The sequence below is a fragment of the Streptomyces sp. NPDC040622 genome, from assembly GCF_055593965.1.
On the sequence record NZ_JBVIXD010000005.1, the window covers coordinates 240,081 to 259,118 of the forward strand.

Annotated in this window: 14 protein-coding genes; 8 read left to right on the top strand and 6 right to left on the bottom strand. The window is 70.3% G+C overall.

What is annotated here, in order from left to right; all coding sequences use genetic code 11:
* Positions 1-64: 64 nt before the first annotated feature.
* Positions 65-3,601 (bottom strand): hypothetical protein, encoded by a 3,537-nt coding sequence (locus ACZ592_RS15895; protein WP_471582127.1) that lies wholly within the window; start codon positions 3,599-3,601, stop codon positions 65-67.
* Between the two features lie 1,169 nt (positions 3,602-4,770).
* On the opposite strand from ACZ592_RS15895, the gene ACZ592_RS15900 reads away from it, so the two are divergent.
* The 8 genes from ACZ592_RS15900 (at position 4,771) to ACZ592_RS15935 (ending at position 11,972) form a co-directional block, all read left to right on the top strand.
* Positions 4,771-6,321: a pyridoxal phosphate-dependent decarboxylase family protein gene (locus tag ACZ592_RS15900; RefSeq protein WP_471582128.1), complete on the top strand. Its 1,551-nt coding sequence runs from the start codon at positions 4,771-4,773 to the stop codon at positions 6,319-6,321.
* A 9-nt stretch (positions 6,322-6,330) separates the two neighbouring features.
* Positions 6,331-7,908 carry a phenylacetate--CoA ligase family protein gene (locus ACZ592_RS15905; protein WP_471582129.1) on the top strand — a complete coding sequence of 526 codons (1,578 nt, stop codon included), beginning with the start codon at positions 6,331-6,333 and terminating at the stop codon, positions 7,906-7,908.
* A 62-nt stretch (positions 7,909-7,970) separates the two neighbouring features.
* On the top strand, positions 7,971-8,636 hold the full coding sequence (locus ACZ592_RS15910; RefSeq protein WP_471582130.1) for a hypothetical protein: 666 nt from the start codon (positions 7,971-7,973) through the stop codon (positions 8,634-8,636).
* 49 nt (positions 8,637-8,685) lie between these two features.
* Positions 8,686-9,492: a hypothetical protein gene (locus ACZ592_RS15915; protein WP_471582131.1), complete on the top strand. Its 807-nt coding sequence runs from the start codon at positions 8,686-8,688 to the stop codon at positions 9,490-9,492.
* A gap of 25 nt (positions 9,493-9,517) precedes the next feature.
* Positions 9,518-9,946, top strand: coding sequence for a hypothetical protein (locus ACZ592_RS15920; RefSeq protein WP_471582132.1), 429 nt, complete (start codon positions 9,518-9,520; stop codon positions 9,944-9,946).
* Positions 9,947-9,985: 39 nt separating this feature from the next.
* Positions 9,986-10,537 (top strand): hypothetical protein, encoded by a 552-nt coding sequence (locus ACZ592_RS15925; RefSeq protein WP_471582133.1) that lies wholly within the window; start codon positions 9,986-9,988, stop codon positions 10,535-10,537.
* A 104-nt stretch (positions 10,538-10,641) separates the two neighbouring features.
* Positions 10,642-11,451, top strand: a complete 810-nt coding sequence (locus ACZ592_RS15930; protein WP_471582134.1) for a polysaccharide deacetylase family protein — start codon at positions 10,642-10,644, stop codon at positions 11,449-11,451.
* A gap of 56 nt (positions 11,452-11,507) precedes the next feature.
* Positions 11,508-11,972, top strand: a complete 465-nt coding sequence (locus tag ACZ592_RS15935) for an SRPBCC family protein (RefSeq protein WP_471582135.1) — start codon at positions 11,508-11,510, stop codon at positions 11,970-11,972.
* Between the two features lie 82 nt (positions 11,973-12,054).
* Here the strand turns inward: ACZ592_RS15935 and ACZ592_RS15940 are convergent, their stop codons facing one another.
* The 5 genes from ACZ592_RS15940 to ACZ592_RS15960 form a co-directional block, all read right to left on the bottom strand.
* Positions 12,055-13,215, bottom strand: coding sequence for an XdhC family protein (locus ACZ592_RS15940; protein ID WP_471582136.1), 1,161 nt, complete (start codon positions 13,213-13,215; stop codon positions 12,055-12,057).
* A 44-nt stretch (positions 13,216-13,259) separates the two neighbouring features.
* Complete coding sequence (locus tag ACZ592_RS15945) at positions 13,260-14,717, bottom strand: NCS2 family permease (protein WP_471582137.1); 1,458 nt, start codon at positions 14,715-14,717, stop codon at positions 13,260-13,262.
* A 239-nt stretch (positions 14,718-14,956) separates the two neighbouring features.
* Positions 14,957-17,347, bottom strand: a complete 2,391-nt coding sequence (locus ACZ592_RS15950) for a xanthine dehydrogenase family protein molybdopterin-binding subunit (protein WP_471582138.1) — start codon at positions 17,345-17,347, stop codon at positions 14,957-14,959.
* A 2-nt stretch (positions 17,348-17,349) separates the two neighbouring features.
* Entirely contained in the window at positions 17,350-17,973 is a 624-nt protein-coding gene (locus ACZ592_RS15955) for a (2Fe-2S)-binding protein (protein ID WP_471582139.1), read from the bottom strand.
* A complete protein-coding gene (locus ACZ592_RS15960; RefSeq protein ID WP_471582140.1) occupies positions 17,973-18,863 on the bottom strand; it encodes an FAD binding domain-containing protein in 891 nt (296 codons plus the stop codon). The genes ACZ592_RS15955 and ACZ592_RS15960 overlap by 1 nt, the downstream gene beginning before the upstream one ends.
* Positions 18,864-19,038: the final 175 nt, after the last annotated feature.

Genomic DNA, 19,038 nt, shown 5'->3' on the forward strand with positions numbered 1-19,038 from the left:
GCGTGACCTGCCGGCCGTTCGGGCCGGCAAACCGTTCGGGCCGGCGGGGCGGTGCCGCGGCCGGCTAGATGCGGACGCCGCCTCCCGTCCCGTATCCCTGCTCCGCCGCCTGTTCCTCTTCCTGTTCCCCGCGCGCGACCTCGCCGTCCCAGGTCCAGGGCGCGGCGGGGCTGCCGTCGGCCTCCACCCCGTACGGCAGGCAGGACTCGACGGGCAGCCGCCCCGCGAACCGGGCATGCCGGGCGAACGCGTCGGCCTGCGGCTCCCCGGCCTTCCGCAGAGCGGCGACCAGCGCCGCGTGACAGGTGTCGGTGGCCTGCCCCCGGTCGACCTGCGCGAGCGGGTCGCGGCGCAGGACCTCGGCGACGGCGTCGAAGGCCTCGGCCGCGAGGAACGCCTCGATCAGCCGGGCGACGCCGTTCATGTGGGTCAGGTGTGCACCCGCGGCGGCCCGCCGGACGAGGGTCTCGCGTGCTTCGAGCAGGCCGTGAGCGGTCATGGCGCTCACGAGCGACGCGACGGCCTGCGTGTGGCCGAGGTCGATAGCGAGGGCCGCCCGGCCCGCGAACGCGTGGGCCGCGTCCGTCTCCCCGAACGTGCACAGGGCGTCCACGAGTGCGGGGAGCCACGCGTCGAGCGAGTACGAGTCCTCGTAGACCGTCACGTCGAGCCGGTCCAGAAGGCCCCGGCCGAGAAGGACGCGCACCGCGCCCGCCGCGTCCGCCGCCGCGAAGACCCAGAGCACGTGGCCGACGATGCCCACGTCCATGCTCTCGATGCGCTCGGCGACGTGCAGGGCCAACCGCGACGCGGCCTCGCGCGCGCCGGCCCTGGCCAGCTCATGGACCACGAAGGCCGTGACCGTGTACGACCGATGGGCCAGCGCCCGCTCGACCAGCGGGGCGATGCCCCGCTCCCCGCCCGTCTCGTCCAGCACCCGGACGACCTCACCGACGAAGTCCGGGTTGGCGAGGTCCACGTCGGCGGCGACCTCCGCCGCCAACGCGTCGTACTCGGCCACCTCGTGCGCCCTGAGTACGACGAGCAGCGACCGCAGTTCCTCCGGGTCCTCGTACCGGACCTCGGACATCGGGGTCCGGTCCAGCATGCGTCGCGCGTGCTCCGGCAGGCCCGAGGCGTGGAAGAGGTCGAGGAAACGGGCCAGCGCCTCCGGGTCCGCCACGTCCGCCTCCGCCGCCACCCGGCCGGCCAGCACGGAGAACTCCCCGTCCGCCCCCAGGTCGCGGAGTGCGGTCAGGAGCAGGCAGAGGGCGGAGCCGTAGTCGTGGACGTCCGGGTGGCCGAACATGTCGACGTGCCGGGCGGGCGAACGGCCGAGCAGCGTGCGCACGCCGTCGTGATCTCCGGCTTCCCTGAGTGCGTCGAGCAGCCGCAGCACCACATGGGCGTCGGTCAGTTCCGTCCGGGCGGCGGGGTCGAGGCCGAGCAGGGCGCGGGCGGCCTGCTCGTGCCCGGTCTGTCGCAGCGCGCCGATCAGCCGGGGCAGTTCGGCGGGGCCCAGGTCACGGGCCCCGGCCACGACGCGGGACGCGAAGGCGGCCGCGGCTTCGGGTCCGCCGACCGCGTGCAGGACGGGGAGGAGGCGTTGGACGCACCATCCGTCCGTGGGATCGGCGTGGACGGCCGCCCTGTGGGCCAGGGGTGGGAGGGCCCGGTGCGCGGCCGTCGTGGCGAGGCCGGGCAGCGCCCGGACGATGTGCACGGGATCGATCCGGTCCACGTGTGCCGTCAGCAGGTCGCCGAGGGCCGCGACGGCCTCCTCCGACGCGCCCTCCCGTGCGAGACGGCCCGCGAGTTCGCCGACGGCCCGCACGTCCGTGGGGTCGACGGCCGCCACGAGACGCCGGGCGAGCGCGTCCACGGATTCCTGGGCTCCCGACGCGCGCAGCGCGGCGAAGATCTCGGCCACGGCGGCGTCTTCGGACGGATCCACGTGTCGCGCGGCCCACTCGGCGGCCGGCCCGGCCTCGGGATGCCGGGCCATGCGCCTGACGATACGTATGTACGCGGCGGCGCTGCCGGCGAGTGCGGCACGCCGGTCGAGACGGAGGGCGTACCTGAACAGGGCCCGCTTCCAGGCGGCGTCCTGAAGCCGATAGCGGTCCTCGGCGCTTTCCGTGTGCCGGACGAGTGCTTCCCACAGGGCCGCGGCGGCCGTCCCCTCCGCATGGTTCGGGGTGGTGTGCTGGAGCAGGTAGTGGGACGGCTCGTGACGCGCCGGGGCCCCGGCGGCTTCCCGCACCGCCCGCAGCGGTGTGAGGGTGCGGCGGATGTCCGTACGGGAACCGTCCCCGCGCGCGCCTCCCGTCAGCGCCTCCAGTTCGGCCCCCGCCCAGTCGGCACGGGGTGCCCGGTCGTGCGGTGCGAGGGCGCCGTCGGCCGCCGCCGCGAGGAGGGGGCCGGGCAGCGGTGCCTGGTGGCCGAGGCGGCGGGCGTCGAGGGCCACGGTGATCAGGGCGTGCTCGCGCGGGGTGAAGTGGCCGCCCGGGCCGCCCAGCCAGGCGGACAGGAGTTCGGGGCCGCCGGTCAGGTGCTGGACGATCTCGCCGTCGGCCGCGCCCGCGTGCCCGGCGGAGGAGAGGCGCACATCACCGTGCTCGTCGGCGAGCCGCCGCCATCGACCGCTCTCCTCGGGCGTCAGCCGACGCGGCACGCCGAACTGCCGGGCGTGGGCGCCGACGAGCAGGGGCCGCGTGTGCCGTGTCGGGTCGCCGGGGAGTCCGGAAGTGGTGAACTCAGCCCAGTAGGGGTCTCTCCAGAGCGCGGCGACGGCGACGATGCCGGGTCGCTCCCGCAGAACGGTCGTCAACTCCTGTGCGACGTCGTCGCCTTCACTGTCGTGGAGGATCCGCTGGAGTTCGTTCAGCCACAGCACGCATCCCTCGTCCACCTCGCCGTCGGTGAGCAGGGTGCGCAGGGCGCGGGCGGTCGACGGGCGCAGGAACCTGTGATCCGGCGCCACGTCCAGGACCGCTTCGTACAGGGCCCGCGTCTTTCCCGTCGACGAGTCACCCGTCAGCACACCGAGGACCGAAGGTCCCCCGGCCGCCGCGCCCTTGAGGTACTCGCGCAGCGCCCGGTCGTGGGCGCGGACGAGATAGGGAGTGAGGGAGGGGGCGAGGTGGGGCGCCTCGGCGAATCCTGTCCGCTCCGGCAACAGCGCCTCGCCCACCTCCAGTTGCCAGGGCGTGAAGTCGCGGATCGTCGGACGCCACGCGGGCGCCCGCCCGGTGGCCTGCCCCGCGCGCTCGCGTGCGGACTCGTCGCGCAGTGCGTCCAGCATGTCGCGCAGTACGCGACCGGGTGCGGGTTCTCCTGCCCATGCGGCCCAGAGACGGGCGAGCGCGACCACCTGATCGTCGCTGCGCGTCTGGAAAGTCGGCAGGCTCGAAGGCTCCTTGGGAACCCACTCGCTGATCCGCTTCCGGGAGAAGTCCCCGGTGCCCGGCCACCCGGTGTTCCTGAGCTCCCGCTCCACCGTCGCCTGCGAGGCGGGCAGACCCTTCGCCCGCCGGGCGGCCCCGGCACGGGTGCGCAGACCGTGCAGATGGCGCCAGAGCTCCCGCCGTACCGCCCCCATCGGCCCTTGCCCTCCCCCGCGTCGCCCGCGTCCCCGGCCACCGCTGCCGCCGCTGCCCGCGCTGCCCGCACTGCCCGTTCCGCCCGGAGCGGGCGTTCCGGGCGGCGGTCCGCGAGGGCGTTGACCAGCAGGATAGTTCGCCGTGCGCCCGGTTCGCCCGGGAGTGCGGGGCGCTGGTGCCGGGTGGCCTCAAGGTGATGCCACCGATCGCACACGGGGTGCGGTCAAGGGCACGGCGCCCTGGAGTCGTGGAGGTTCGCGATGGGTTGTGACGGCGAGAACGGCTGGTGCGGTGAGGAGCGCCCGGAGGCACGGAGGCCCTCCCCGCGAAGGGAGCACTCCGCGCAGGGTGAGCCTTCGCTGTGGAGAGAGGTGGGGCGCCGTACGGCGTTCAGCGCGGCCGACACGACGGGGCCCCTCCTGCTCGTACTCGTCGGATGGTGGGCCCGCACCCACTGAGGGATCGGGCGCCCTTGCTCGATCGGCAGCCGGGCCACCGGCCACCGGAGGAACGGTGGCCGTCCCGGCGAACACGACGGGTCGCGCACGATGTCCGTTCGATATGTGCGACCGTCCCCGGGCCACCGTGACCGGCCCCGATGGCCGGAACGCCGTGAGAGAACGGGGAATCTCCGCCCCGATCCGGGCGCCTTGCCGGGCCGGGCAACGGCACCGCGCCGGCGGGCCCGAGAATGGCAGGAAACCCCTTGCGCCGCGCGGAGTCCGCCGCCGGTCCTGCCCCGTCCCCCTTTCCTCCGTGCACATGCCGTCGGCATGGTGTCTGAAAAGGGAGGCGTGATTCTGGAGCACCCGACATCTCCAGTTGCGGATGTTACTCATGGTGAGTGACGCACCCTCAGATGGCCCGCGCCTTCTTTCGGACAGACCCCGGAGTTTCGATTTCTCGCTGAAAGACCACCGCCTACGGTTGTCGCTGTGGGGGAAGGCACTGACCATGCCGGGGAGATGACTGCTGCGTAGAAGTATTCGAGGGGAAATCCGTGCGGCCGGCGCCGATCGCGCGCCGCCGGTAGGGCATTGCCGTCCCGTTTGACCGGCCGGACGGCAGGCCTGCTTCGGCGCTCAAAGAAAACCTGCCTCTGTCCGTTCCTGCGCGCGCCGGAACATCCATGTCGGGTTACACGGGGGCTTTCCAAGGGGGGACCCTAGTGACGGAATCTCAAGCGAGTGATCCTGGATCGGAACGGAGTGCCTTACTGCTCGAAGCATTTGATCCGCAGCAGTTCCGGGAGAACTCGGAAACAGCCCTCGCGAAGCTGGAGAAGCACCTGTCGGACATCTCGATCAGAGGTCTCGAACTGATCGACCCCGCGAAGTTGTCGCAGGCCGCGAAGGCGCTGATGACGACGGAGCGCGAGAGCGTCACCGCCTTCGACGAGGAGCGGCTCGCGGGCATCATCGACCTGTACATCAGGACCGGCATCCAGGTGCACTCCCCCGGCTACATGGGGCGGCAGTTCTCCGGCGTCGTGCCGCTCGCGGGTGTCATCGACTTCGTGAGCTCCGTCGTCAACCAGCCGGCGTCGTTCTACGAGGCGGGCCAGCTGCCCAGCGTCGTGGAGCGGATCATGGCCGACGAGCTGAACCGCTTCATCGGCTGGGACCCCGGACGCTTCACCATGATCACTACCTCGGGCGGCTCGCTCGCCAACCTGACCGCCCTGCTCGCGGCCAGGAACGAGAAGCTGCCGGGGTACTGGTCGCAGGGGGGTTCCGCGGTGCGCGGCCAGCCCAGGCCCGCCATCGCCGTGGGCGCGGACGTCCACTACAGCGTGGCGCGCGCGGCCGGCGTGCTCGGCATCGGCGACGCCCAGCTCGTCCGGCTGCCGCTGAACCGGCAGCAGCAGATCTGCGCGGGCGAGGTGCGCGCCACCCTGGAGGCGGCCGAGCGGCAGAACCTGAAGGTGTTCTGCATCGTCGCCTCGGCGGGCAGTACATCGGTGGGCGCCTTCGACCCGATCGACGAACTCGCCGAAGTGGCCAGGGAGAAGGACCTCTGGCTGCACGTCGACGGCGCGCACGGCGCGAGCCTGCTGGTGTCGGACGCGCTCCGCGACCGGCTGCGGGGCATCGAGAAGGCGGACTCCCTGACCTGGGACGCGCACAAGATGATGTTCGTCCCGTCGCCCTGCACGATGCTCTTCTACCGGAACAAGGATTCAGCCCTCTCGGCATTCCGGCAGAAGGCCAGCTACGTGTTCGACGAGGAGCCGGACATCTACACCGCACTGGACAGCGGAGGAAAGAACTTCGAGTGCACGAAGCGCCCGATGATCATGACGTTGTGGGCGCTGTGGGCCATTTATGGCAAGGCGCTTTTCGCGGAGAAGATCGAGTATCTCTGCCAGCTGACGCAGGAAGCCCATGACGCCGTGCGGGCCGATCCTGAATTCGAGACCCTGCACCGGCCGGAAGCGAACATTCTGTGCTTCCGGTACCACCCCGCCGACCTCGAGAAGAAACTCGGGAGGAAAGTCGGGAAGAAGGACGTGCACCATCTGCAGATCGCCATCAGAAATCGAATCAAATTCGAGGGAAACTTCTTCATCTCGAAGGTGAACATCGACGGTGTGGCCGCACTGCGAGTGGTCATGATGAACCATCAGATCACCGGCGAGCACTTCAGGATGCTGCTCTCCGAAATCAGAAGGACAGCGCAGGACCTGCTCCACAGCGATGAGGGAACAGAAAAAGCGTAGAGGGGACGGATGTTGAGTACATCTCACGCTCCACAGGCAACGCATGTTCCACCGCCCGCGCCGGCTCCCGGCGGCGCCCGCGAGCTCGCCCACTGGCTCATCCCGGAGTGGGAGTGGCAGCCGGAGTCCGTCGAAGCCGTCACCGTACTCCCCTCGTTCGCGAGCAAGCTGCGCGAGTGCGAGCGGGTCTGCCAGACCCTGTACAGCGAGATCACGCACGAGGTCCAGGACGCGGTCGTACTGCGCCGCCTCCAGCAGATGGTGAACACCACGCTGCTCAACCCGCTGTGGCGGGAGCGGCTGCGCGGCGCCGGCATCACGCACGCCCCGCGGACGTACGAGGAGTGGCAGCACATTCCGCTGTCGGACAAGGACGTCCAGCGCGACTTCTTCATGGACTCACGGCCCGGCATGGTCGTACCCCTCACCCGCGGCGAGTTCGAGATCGTGGCGAGCGGCGGCACGAGTGGCGGCCGACCGCTGGAAGTCGTGTACTCCTTGCGGGAGTTGAAGGACACGTACGAGATCGCGGGCCGCTTCATGGGGGCGTACCAGCTCGCCGGGCACCTCGCGGGCGCGGACCCCAAGTGGCTGTTCACCACGCTGGCCGACTACCAGATGTGGAGCAGCGGCACCATGGTCGGCGGCGTCCTGCAGCACGTGCCGGGCGTCAACTACGTCGGCGCGGGGCCCGTCACCGCCCCGGTCCTCGAGCACATGTTCTCCTATCGGGGCCCCAAGGCGCTGATGGGGATCTCGGCGGGCATCGCGATCCTCGCCGACCTCGCCGCGGGCATGCGCCAGGAGTACCGCGACAGCTTCCGGGTCGCCCTGTACGGCAGCGGTGTGCTGCCGCAGCGCAAGCGGGTGGAGCTTCAGGCGCTGTTCCCCAACCTCGCGATCCTCAGCTACTTCGCCGCCACCCAGGCGGAGACGCTCGGGCTGCAGCTGGACGCCGCGTCGCCGTACCTGTCCGCGGTGCCCGGCCTGCACTTCATCGAGATCGTCGACGAGGAGGGCAGGCAGGTCCCCGAGGGCGAGGAGGGCGAGCTCGTCGTCACCCGGCTGCACGCCCACGAGACGCCGCTGCTGCGCCTGAAGCTGGGCGACCGGATGATCCACCGGCCGCGCACGGACGGACCCGGCCTGAAGACCCGGCAGTTCGAGTTCGCGGGCCGCACCGGGGACGTGCTCCACCTCAACGACAGTCAGTACTCGGCGGCGCGGGCCTACGACGCGCTGCGCGAGGAGCTGAAGGCGGCCGAGGTGGTGGACCTGGACGCGGTGGCGCACGACGTCCAGTTCGTCAACCACCGCGAGGGGCGGACCATCACGCTGTACGCGGCCGTCGACGACGTGCTCGGCCTGACGTACCGCGCCGACTCGATGCTCGGCCCCTACGGCCTGCAGCAGGTGTTCGTGAACGCCCTGCCGCGCGCCCTTTCGCTGTTCAACCACGGAGAGGCCAACGCCGCGTCGATCGAGCGGACCGGCTACACCCTCCAGCTCAAGTTCGTGCCCAGGCTGTCCGCGGAGATCGAGCGGACCGCCGTCGGAAAGGTCCCGCTGGTCAGGGACCGCGGCTAGGTGAGGGGCACCGCGCGCAACCACCCAGTGCGAGAACAGGGAGCGGAATGAACAGGAGCAGCATGAAATCCCAGGTGAACATCATCGCCGTCGTGGACGTCATCGGCGCGCTGTCGATCAAGTCACTGCACGAAGGCAACCTCTGCATGGTCGACGACGGCTCGTACGGCAGCGCCCACCAGGGCACGGCGAACCTCGTCACGGTCGTCAAGCCGGGCCAGGTCGTGTCCTGGACCGCGCTCGCCGTGGACCTGCAGACGCCGGTGGAGATCAGGAACATCTCGTTCGAACCTGCGGGCGAGCACAACGGCTCAGGCGCGCGGGGCAACGGGGCTCCCCGGTCGGGCGCGTCCCCGTCCGGATCGCAGCAGACGTCCGGATCGCACCAGACGAGCGGGACGCAGCAGACGAGCGGGAAGCAGCAGACGGGCACGGCCACCCACCTCCAGCAGGGCGCGACGGCCCAGAGCGGCTACGGACAAGGCGGGTACGGACAGGGCGGCTACGGCCAGGGCGGGTACGGAGAAGGCGGGCACGGCCAGACCGCCTCTTCCCACGGCCAGGAGGAGGAGAAGGACAGCGCGAAGCTCGACCTCGACGTGTGGAGCGGCGTGGTGCCGCACTGGATGACGCCGGGCGTGCCCTACCAGTACCGCATCGAACTCCAGATGTACGAGGGCGACAACAGCATCATGACCGTTGATTCACCCGCGCTGATGTGTCAGTGACGGCCGGCACGACGACGGCAAGGCCTGGAACGACGACGAAGGCGGAGACATGCCCCAACAGTTGGCGATCATCGTGCTCGTGGACGTCGGGAACGCGCTGGCGTCCAGCACGCTCGAAGGCAACACCTATCTGTTCGACAACATGAAGCTGCACGGCTCCGAGAACCAGGGGACCGGCGAGCTGGTCACCTCGATCCACGGCTCGTACTGGCGCGACGGCTCGCAGGCCAGCGAGCAGGTGCTCAACTGGCTGCCGTACAGCCTCGGTTCCATCCCGCCGACCGTTCCGCGCGGCTACGAGGCCGAGCGGGCGCGGCAGTCCGACGAGCAGGCCCTCTCCGAACTGCAGGAGCTGGCGGCCAAGTCCACGGTGCCGAGCGCGGACGCGGCGGCCGAGCTCAACCGCATCCGGCGCAGCGTCGGCACCCGGGTCAAGACCACGCGGCGCACCCGCGGCCGGATGTCCGGCCAGAAGATCGTGGACGTCACGGGTCAGATCGTCACCGACGACGCCACGGCCGCGGCCAGCTATCCGGCCCCGCTGATCACCGACATCTACGGCGAGGCGGTGGACGCGAAGATCATGTACCCGGCGGAGTACGGCTCCCCGGACATGGTGACCGACGGCTGGTACTGGTCGGCCACGGTCGACACGTCAAGGCCCGGCACGTACTCGTACATGATGCGCATCCAGCTGCACAAGCTGGTGCAGACGAACGGCGAACTCCGCTGGGATCCGGTGAACCTGACCTGCGCGTCGGCCCTGAAGATCACCTCGGAGCCGCGGCGCAACGCCTTCACCAAGGCGGGCGTCGGCCAGCTGCCCATCCCCACGGCCGCGCGCCCCGGCGCCTGAGCCACCCCCGCACGAGGAGGAACACATGACCACCAAACCGAGGCGGGAAGCCGCCGTGAAGCGGCCGATCTCCATCACGGCCGTCGTGGACTGCGTGGGCGCGCTCGCGGCCGGCAACATGCAGGGCCACCTGTACATGTACGACACGAACAAGGCGGGCGGGTCCGCGGGGTTCGGCACCGAGGAGCTGCAGACCACGGCCAAGCCCGGCGACCAGCTGCTGTGGAACTGTCTGGCGCTGGAGTGCGAGGCGTTCGTCAGCATCGAGGACATCGTGATCGACAGTGCGATCTGCGAGCCGGAGCGGAAGGTCTACCCCGGCACCGACGTCGCGTACTGGACCGGCACCGTCAAGCGGAGCGACGGCGGCCCCTTCACGTACCAGATCAAGTTCAAGCTCGGCACGAGGGACGAGCCGATCGTCACCACCCTGTCGTCGTCCCTCGTCGGCTAGGGACCGGGCAGTCATGACGGCGTACGCGAAGGAGGCACGGTGAGCACCAGCACGCGCAGTGGCGTGGAGAAGCAGAACCCCGGTCAGCTGAACTCGGTCCAGCTCAACATCGTCACGCTCATCAACATGGAGCGGGCGACGGAGACGGGCTCGCTGAGCGACGCGATGTACATGATGGACAACAGCATCGGCGGCAAGGGGCAGGGCACGTCGTCTCTGGAGACGGTGTGCAAGCAGGGGCAGGTCCTGAACTGGATCGTGCGGCCCATCGACATGGAGAGGCGTCTGGACGGGACCTGGCCGCCCATGCCGAAGATCAACAACATCGTGTTCCTCGACACCGAACTGGGTGACGAGGAGGACGTGGCGGAGCGCAGGATCTTCAACGAGCTGAAGATCTACGGGATGCCGGACCGCATGCGCGACAAGTACACCCCGGTCTACTACTACTGGGCCGGCACGATCATGAGCACCGCCAAGCCCGGCCTGTACCGGTACCGGCTCGTGATGGAGCTGGAGCAGGAGAACAAGAAGGAGAAGCTGTACCTGAACACGGCGGTCCACCCGTCGATCCGGGTGATCCCGGTCTGACGGTCCCCGGCCCGGCACTGACGGGCTGACCCCGGTCCCACCTGGCACTCGGCACATGAGGACCACTATGCATGGGGTGTATACATCCTATGTATAGTGGTCGCATGCCCGCCTGGAACATGCCTTCGACCAGCAAGATGACGCGTTCGAACAAAAGGTTGCGTCGCACCACCTCCGTTCTCGCGGCCGGGGCGGCCCTCGCCCTCGCCACGACCGGATGCACCCAGCTCCACACCGCGTCGCCGAGCTCCGTCCGCAAGGACGGCGCGAACGCGAGCGCCGCCCACCAGGGCAAGTTCGGCACCGTCGACTGCCGCAGGGCCAAGTGCGTGGCGCTGACCTTCGACGCGGGGCCCAGCGAGAACACACCCCGCCTCCTGAAGATCCTCAAGAAGGAGAGAGTCCCCGCCACCTTCTTCACGCTCGGCAAGAACCACATCGAGAAGTACCCCGAGCTCGTGAAGCAGATGGACGACGAGGGACACGAGGTGGCCAGCCACACCTGGTCGCACAAGATCCTCACGAAGATCGACGCCGACGAGGCGCGCAAGGAGCTGGAGCGCCCCAACGCGGCGATAGAGAAGCTCATAGGCAAGAAGCCGACGCTGATGCGCCCGCCGCAGGGCCGCACCAACGACGACGTCAACAAGCTCTCCAAGGAGCTCGGCCTCTCGGAGGTCCTGTGGACCGTCACGGCCAAGGACTACACGACGAACGACTCCAAGCTGATCCAGAAGCGCGTCCTGGACCAGACGAAGCGGGACGGGATCATCCTGCTGCACGACATCTACAAGGGCACCGTGCCGGCCGTGCCCGGCGTCATCGACGGCCTGAAGAAGCGCGGCTACGTCTTCGTGACGGTCCCCCAGCTGCTCGCCCCGGGCAAGGCCGAGCCCGGCAAGGTCTACCGCTAGGCCCTGACTTCCCGCGCACCCTGCGGCGATCCGTTCCGCCTGGCAGGCTCTGAGGTGTGGCCATCTTCCAGCTCACCCGGGACATCCCCCTGCCCGCCGCCGAGGCGTGGCGCCGTCTGACCGCGTGGGAGCGGCACGGCGAGGTCGTCCCCCTCACCCGTGTCACCGTCCGCACGCCCCCGCCCACGCACGCGGGCACGGTCTTCGTCGCCCGCAGCGCGCTGGGGCCCCTCGGCTTCGACGACGTGATGGAGGTCGTCGACTGGTGTCCGCCGGACGGCTCCGCGCCGGGGCGGTGCCGGCTGGAGAAGCGGGGGACGTTCGTGACGGGCTGGGCGGAGATCGAGGTGTTCCCCGGCCGGTTTGGCTGTCACCTCGTCTGGCGCGAGGACCTGCGCGTACGGTGGCTGCCCGCACTGGGCGACGGGGCCCTGTCGGCCGTGGCCCGGGGGATGTTCGGCCGCGCGGCGGACCGGCTCGTCGCGGCCGGACCGGTACCGGGCGAGAGCCCTCCGCGCTGAACCGCGCGAAGGGCGCGGGAGGGGTACGGAAGAGCTGCGGCAGAGCTCGGACGGGCTCGTACCGGTGTCACGCGAGCACCGCTCAGGCGACCGAACCGATGCGTCCCGCGGGCTGCCGCGCGCCGTCGTGGTGGATGGGGGTGTGCGCTCCGGTGAGGGACACCCCGCTGCCGCCGCGCCGGCCCGCGACGATCTCCGCGGCGATCGACAGGGCGGTCTCCTCGGGCGTGCGCGCGCCGAGGTCGAGGCCGATGGGCGAGCGCAGGCGCGCCAGTTCGAGATCGGTGACGCCGACCTCGCGCAGCCGGGCGTTGCGGTCGTTGTGGGTGCGGCGCGAACCCATCGCGCCGACGTAGGCGACGGGCAGCCGCAGCGCCAGGTGCAGCAGCGGCACGTCGAACTTGGCGTCGTGCGTCAGGACGCACAGCACGGTGCGGGCGTCGACGTCGGTGCGCTCCAGGTAGCGGTGCGGCCACTCGACGACGATCTCGTCGGCGTCCGGGAAGCGCACGCGCGTGGCGAAGACGGGGCGGGCGTCGCACACCGTCACGTGGTAGCCGAGGAACTTGCCCACGCGGACCAGCGCCGAGGCGAAGTCGATCGCGCCGAACACGATCATCCGGGGCGGCGGGACGCTGGACTCGACGAGGACCTCGAGCGGCCGGCCGCACCGGGAGCCGTCCGCACCGATCTCCACGGTCGCGGTGCGGCCCGCGTCGAGCAGGGCGCGGGCCTCCCCCGCCACCGTGCGGTCCAGCTCGGGGTGGCCGCCGAACCCGCCCTCGTACGCGCCGTCCTGGTCCGAGGCACGGACCAGCAGGGCGCGGCCGAGGAGCTCGGCGGGACCGGAGGTGACGCGGGCGACGGCCGCCGCCTCCCCCTGTGAGGCGGCGGCCAGGGCGGCGGCGAACACCGTCCTGGCCGCGGCGTCGCCGCGGACCGGGGTGACGAGGATGTCGATGATGCCGCCGCAGGTCAGACCCACGGCGAAGGCGTCGTCGTCGCTGTAGCCGAAGCGTTCGAGGACGGTCTCGCCGTCCTGGAGTGCCTGTTGGCACAGTTCGTAGACGGCGCCCTCCACACACCCGCCCGAGACCGAGCCGATCGCCATGCCCTCGCTGTCGACGGCGAGCGCGGCGCCCGGCTGCCGGGGCGCGCTCCCGCCGACCGCCACCACGGTGGCGACGGCGAAGTCACGTCCTTGCTCGACCCACCGGTGCAGCTCGTCGGCGATGTCCAGCATGTCGGCCTCCTGAAAGGTCTCGGGATGTGCGGAGGGCCCGGGCGTCAGTGGACGCCCAGCCATCCTTCGATGGGGTTGAGGGCGAAGTAGACGATGAAGATCACCGTCAGGCCCCACATGAAGGCCCCGATCTCGCGGGCCTTGCCCTGGGCGATCTTGATGGCGACCCAGGAGATGACACCCGCCGCGACACCGGTGGTGATGGTGTACGTGAAGGGCATGAGCACCACGGTCAGGAAGACCGGGATGGCGGTGGCGCGGTCGGCCCAGTCGACGTGCCGGGCGTTCATCATCATCATCGCTCCGATGACGACGAGCGCGGCGGAGGCGACCTCCTGCGGCACGATCGCGGTGAGCGGCGTGAAGAAGAGGCAGCCCGCGAAGAACAGGCCGGTGACGACCGAGGCGAGACCCGTGCGGGCACCCTCGCCGACGCCGGTCGCGGACTCGACGAAGACGGTCTGGCCGGAGCCGCCCGCCACGCCGCCGATGGCACCGCCCGCGCCGTCGATGAAGAGGGCCTTGGACAGGCCGGGCATGCGGCCCTTCTCGTCGGCGAGGTTGGCCTCGGTGCCGACGCCGATGATGGTGGCCATCGCGTCGAAGAAGCCGGCCAGCACGAGGGTGAAGACGATCATGCCGACCGTCATCGCGCCGACCTCGCCCCAGCCGCCGAACTCGACGTCGCCGATGAGCGAGAAGTCCGGTGAGGAGACCGCGCTGCCATGCAGTTCGGGGGCGCCGTTCGCCCACTGCTTGGGGTCGATCACGTCGAGGGCGTTCAGGACGACGGCCACGACGGTGCCGGTGATGATGCCGATCAGGATCGCGCCGGGGGTGTTGCGCGCCTGGAGCATGAAGATGAGGAGCAGGGTGCAGGCGAAGATCAGGACGGGCCAGCCCTGAAGTTCACCGGTGGGGCCGAGACTGAGCACGGTGGCCTTGCCGGGGTGCACGAAGCCGCCCTTGACCAGGCCGATGATGGCGATGAACAGCCCGATGCCCATGGTGATGCCGTGCTTGAGGGCGAGCGGAATCGCGTTCATGATCATCTCGCGCAGCCCGGTGACCACCAGGAGCATGATCACCACGCCGTACATCACGCACATGCCCATGGCCTGCGGCCAGGTCATCTGGGGTGCGACCTGCGAGGAGATCACACCGGACACGGAGAGTCCGGCGGCCAGGGCCAGCGGCACCTTGCCGACGAAGCCCATCAGGAGCGTGGTGACCGCCGCGGCGAGCGCCGTCGCGGTGATCAGGGCCTTCTGGCCCATCATGTCCCCCGCCACGTCCTTGCCGGACAGGATCAGGGGGTTGAGCAGGACGATGTACGCCATCGCCATGAAGGTGGTGATACCGCCGCGCACCTCACGCGCGACCGTCGATCCTCGCCGGGATATGTGGAAGTACCGATCGAGCCAAGACCTGCCGGCCGGGACGCGCGAGCCGGGGCCCGCGTCCTCTGCGGTGGTCTTCGGCTCCACTGACGACTGGGTCATGGTGCCTACTCCCAAGGTTCACAGGGGCACCCGCGGAGTTGCGGGATTTGGGATGGTGCGTTGGCTGCACGACCCGGGGGACGGCCCGAGACGAACGACCTCTCCCTCATTCGAGGAGAGGGGGAGCTGGGCTCCGGGCGGTGTGCGCGGCGGAAGTGTGACGTTCCTGGTGGGCGCGCACCGCCCGGAGAGCATGTGCTGATCCCCGAGCGGGGGGGATCGGGTCCCTCAGTGAGGGATCACGTACCGGTCAGGTGCTCGGGGCGGACCGGCGTCCTGTCGAGCGCGAGACCCGTCGCGTTCCTGATGGCCGCGAGGACCGCGGGGGTGGACGACAAGGTCGGGGCCTCGCCGATGCCGCGGAGCCCGTACGGGGCGTGCTCGTCGGCGAGTTCGAGCACGTCGACCGGGATGGTCGGCGTGTCGAGGATGGTGGGGATCAGGTAGTCCGTGAAGGAGGGGTTCCTGACCTTCGCGGTCTTCGGGTCGACGATGATCTCCTCCATGACCGCGACGCCCAGTCCCTGGGTGGTGCCACCCTGGATCTGGCCGATCACGGACAGCGGGTTGAGCGCCTTGCCGACGTCCTGGGCGCAGGCCAGTTCGATGACCTTGACCAGGCCCAGTTCGGTGTCGACCTCCACGACCGCGCGGTGCGCGGCGAAGGAGTACTGGACGTGGCCGAAGCCCTGGCCGGTACGGAGGTCGAAGGCCTCGGTGGGGCGGTGGCGCCACTCGGCCTCGATCTCCACGGCCTCGCCCTCCAGGACGTCGACCAGGTCACCGAGGACCTCGCCGCCGTCGGTGACGACCTTGCCGCCCTCGAGCAGCAGCTCGGCGGTGGCCCACGCGGGGTGGTAGGTGCCGAACTTGCGGCGGCCGATCTCCAGGACCTTCTCCCGGACCAGCTCGCAGGAGTTCTTCACGGCGCCGCCGGTGACGTACGTCTGGCGCGACGCGGACGTCGAGCCCGCGCTGCCGACCTGCGTGTCGGCCGGGTGGATGGTCACCTGCGTGACGCCCAGCTCGGTGCGTGCGATCTGCGCGTGCACCGTGACACCGCCCTGGCCGACCTCGGCCATCGCCGTGTGCACGGTCGCCACGGGCTCGCCGTTGATGACCTCCATGCGCACCTTGGCGGTGGAGTAGTCGTCGAAGCCCTCGGAGAAGCCGACGTTCTTGATGCCGACCGCGTAGCCCACACCGCGGACGACGCCCTCGCCGTGCGTGGTGTTGGAGAGGCCGCCGGGCAGCTGGCGCACGTCGGCGCCCTCGCTCGACTCCCACTGGCGCTCGGGCGGCAGCGGGCGGGCCTTGATGCGCCGCAGGATCTCGGCGACCGGGGCCGGCGAGTCGACGGGCTGGCCCGTCGGCATGATCGTGCCCTGCTCCATGGCGTTGAGCTGCCGGAACTCGACCCGGTCCATGCCCACCTCGTCGGCGAGCTTGTCCATCTGGGCCTCGTAGGCGAAGCAGGCCTGGACGGCGCCGAAGCCGCGCATGGCGCCGCAGGGCGGGTTGTTCGAGTAGAGGGCGATGGCCTCGATGTCGACGTCGTCGATCACGTAGGGGCCGACCGACAGGGACGAGGCGTTGCCCACGACCGCCGGGGAGGCCGACGCGTACGCGCCGCCGTCCAGGACGATCTTGCACTTCATGTGGGTGAGCTTGCCGTCCTTGGTGGCGCCGTGCTCGTAGTAGAGCTTCGCCGGGTGGCGGTGCACGTGGCCGAAGAAGGACTCGAACCGGTTGTAGACGATCTTGACCGGCTTGCCGGTGCGCAGCGCCAGGAGGCAGGCGTGGATCTGCATCGAGATGTCCTCGCGGCCGCCGAAGGCGCCGCCGACGCCGGAGAGCGTCATGCGCACCTTGTCCTCGGGCAGGCCGAGGACGGGGGCGATCTGGCCGAGGTCCGAGTGCAGCCACTGGGTGGCGACGTACAGCTCGACGCCGCCGTCCTCGGAGGGCACCGCGAGGCCGGACTCCGGGCCGAGGAAGGCCTGGTCCTGCATGCCGAAGGTGTACTCGCCCTTGACGATGAAGTCGGCCTTCTTGGCCGCCTCGTCGGCGTCGCCGCGCACGATCGGCTGGCGGTGCACGATGTTCGGGTGCGGCACGTGGCCGATGTGGTGGTCGTCGCGGCCCTCGTGGACCAGGACGGCGTCGGGAGCGGTCGCCGACGCCTCGTCGGTGATGACCGGCAGTTCCCGGTACTCGATCTTGATCTTGGCGGCGGCGCGGCGCGCGGTCTCCGGGTGGTCGGCGGCGACGATGGCCACCGGCTCACCGTGGTGGCGGACCTTCTTGTGCGCGAGCACCGGGGTGTCCTGGATCTCCAGGCCGTAGTGCTTCATCTCGGCCGGGAGGTCGTCGTAGGTCAGGACGGCGTAGACGCCGGACTGCGCGAGCGCCTCCGAGGTGTCGATGGAGACGATCTCGGCGTGCGCGACGGTGGAGCGCAGCGTCTGGCCCCACAGCATGTCCTCGTGCCACATGTCCGAGGAGTACGCGAACTCGCCGGTGACCTTCAGGGTGCCGTCGGGCCGCAGCGTCGACTCGCCGATGCCGCCCTTGGTCTGCGAACCCTGGGTGATCTTGGTGGGTACGCCGGTCGTACGTGTGGATCCCATGGTCAGACCGCACCCTTCTGGAGTCCCTGACGATCCTGGCGGGCCGCCGCAAGCCGCACCGCGTCCAGGATCTTCTCGTAGCCGGTGCAGCGGCAGAGGTTGCCGGAGAGCGCCTCGCGGATGTCCGCGTCGGACGGCTGCGGGTTGCGCTCCAGCATCTCGTCGGCCGCGACGAGCAGACCGGGGGTGCAGAAGCCGCACTGGACGGCGCCCGCGTCGATGAACGCCTGCTGGATCGGGGAGAGTTCGCCGCCCTCGCCCGTCTGTGAGTCCGTGGCCCCGCCGGCCGGACGCGCCTGCCACTGCTGGGCTTCCTGGAGCGAGGTGCCGCACGCGCCGGAGGCGCAGCCGCCGCCGGGGTGGGCGTCCTCCCGGTGCTTGGCGTAGTCGGCGAGGCCCTCGACGGTGGTGACGTCGCGGCCCTCCACCTGGCCGGCCGCGACCAGACACGAACAGACCGGCACGCCGTCGAGGCGGACGGTGCAGGAACCGCACTCACCCTGCTCGCAGGCGTTCTTGGAGCCCGGCAGGCCCATGCGCTCGCGCAGCACGTAGAGAAGGGACTCGCCCTCCCACACGTCGTCCGCTTCCTGCTGACGGCCGTTGACCGTGAAGTTCACGCGCATTATGCGACTCCCTCAGTGCTGCGGCCGTTGCCGCGGTACGACTCCCAGGTCCAGCCGAGCGTGCGGCGGGCCATGATCCCGACGGCGTGGCGGCGGTAGCTCGCGGTGCCGCGCACGTCGTCGATCGGGTTGGCGGCGCCCGAGGCGAGCTCCGCGAACTGCTTGGCGATCGAGGGGGTGATGATCTTCCCGCTCTCCCAGAAGCCGCCCTCTTCGAGCGCCGCGTTCAGGAACTCCTCGGCCGCCTTCGCCCGGATGGGCGTCGGGGCGGCGGAGCCGATGCCGGTGCGCACGGTGCGGGTCTCGGGGTGCAGCGCGATACCGAAGGCGCACACCGCGATGACCATGGCGTTGCGGGTGCCGACCTTGGAGTACTGCTGCGGGCCGTCCGCCTTCTTGATGTGGACGGACTTGATCAGCTCGTCCTCGGCGAGGGCGTTGCGCTTCACACCGGTGTAGAACGCGTCGATCGGGATCAGGCGGGAGCCCCGCACAGACTCCACCTCGACCTCGCAATCGGCGGCGAGCAGGGCCGGGTGGGCGTCGCCGGCCGGGGAGGCCGTGCCCAGGTTGCCGCCGACGCCGCCGCGGTTGCGGATCTGCGGGGAGGCGACCGTGTGCGAGGCGAGCGCGAGACCGGGGAGCTCCGTGCGCAGCTCCTCCATGATCTGGGTGTACGGGACCGAGGCACCGAGCCGGACCGTCTCCTCGCCCACCTCCCACTCCCGCAGCTCGACGACGCGGTTGAGGTCAAGCAGGTACTCGGGACGCCGGTGGTCGAAGTTGATCTCGACCATCACGTCGGTGCCACCCGCAATCGGCACAGCCGTGGGGTGCTCGGCCTTGGCGGCGAGCGCCTCCTCCCAGCTGGCGGGGCGAAGGAAGTCCATGAGGCTCTCTTCTTCGTATCGAGGGTCGTTCGCTTCAAGGGACCAGGGGATTCCGTTTAAGCCACTCGGGCCATTGGTCCCTCGACTGCTCGTTCATGTGCTGTTAACGCGGAGTGGGCCAAGTACACCGCTCGCTCGTCCGATGGGGTCAGTCACCGAAACCATGAAGGAGTTG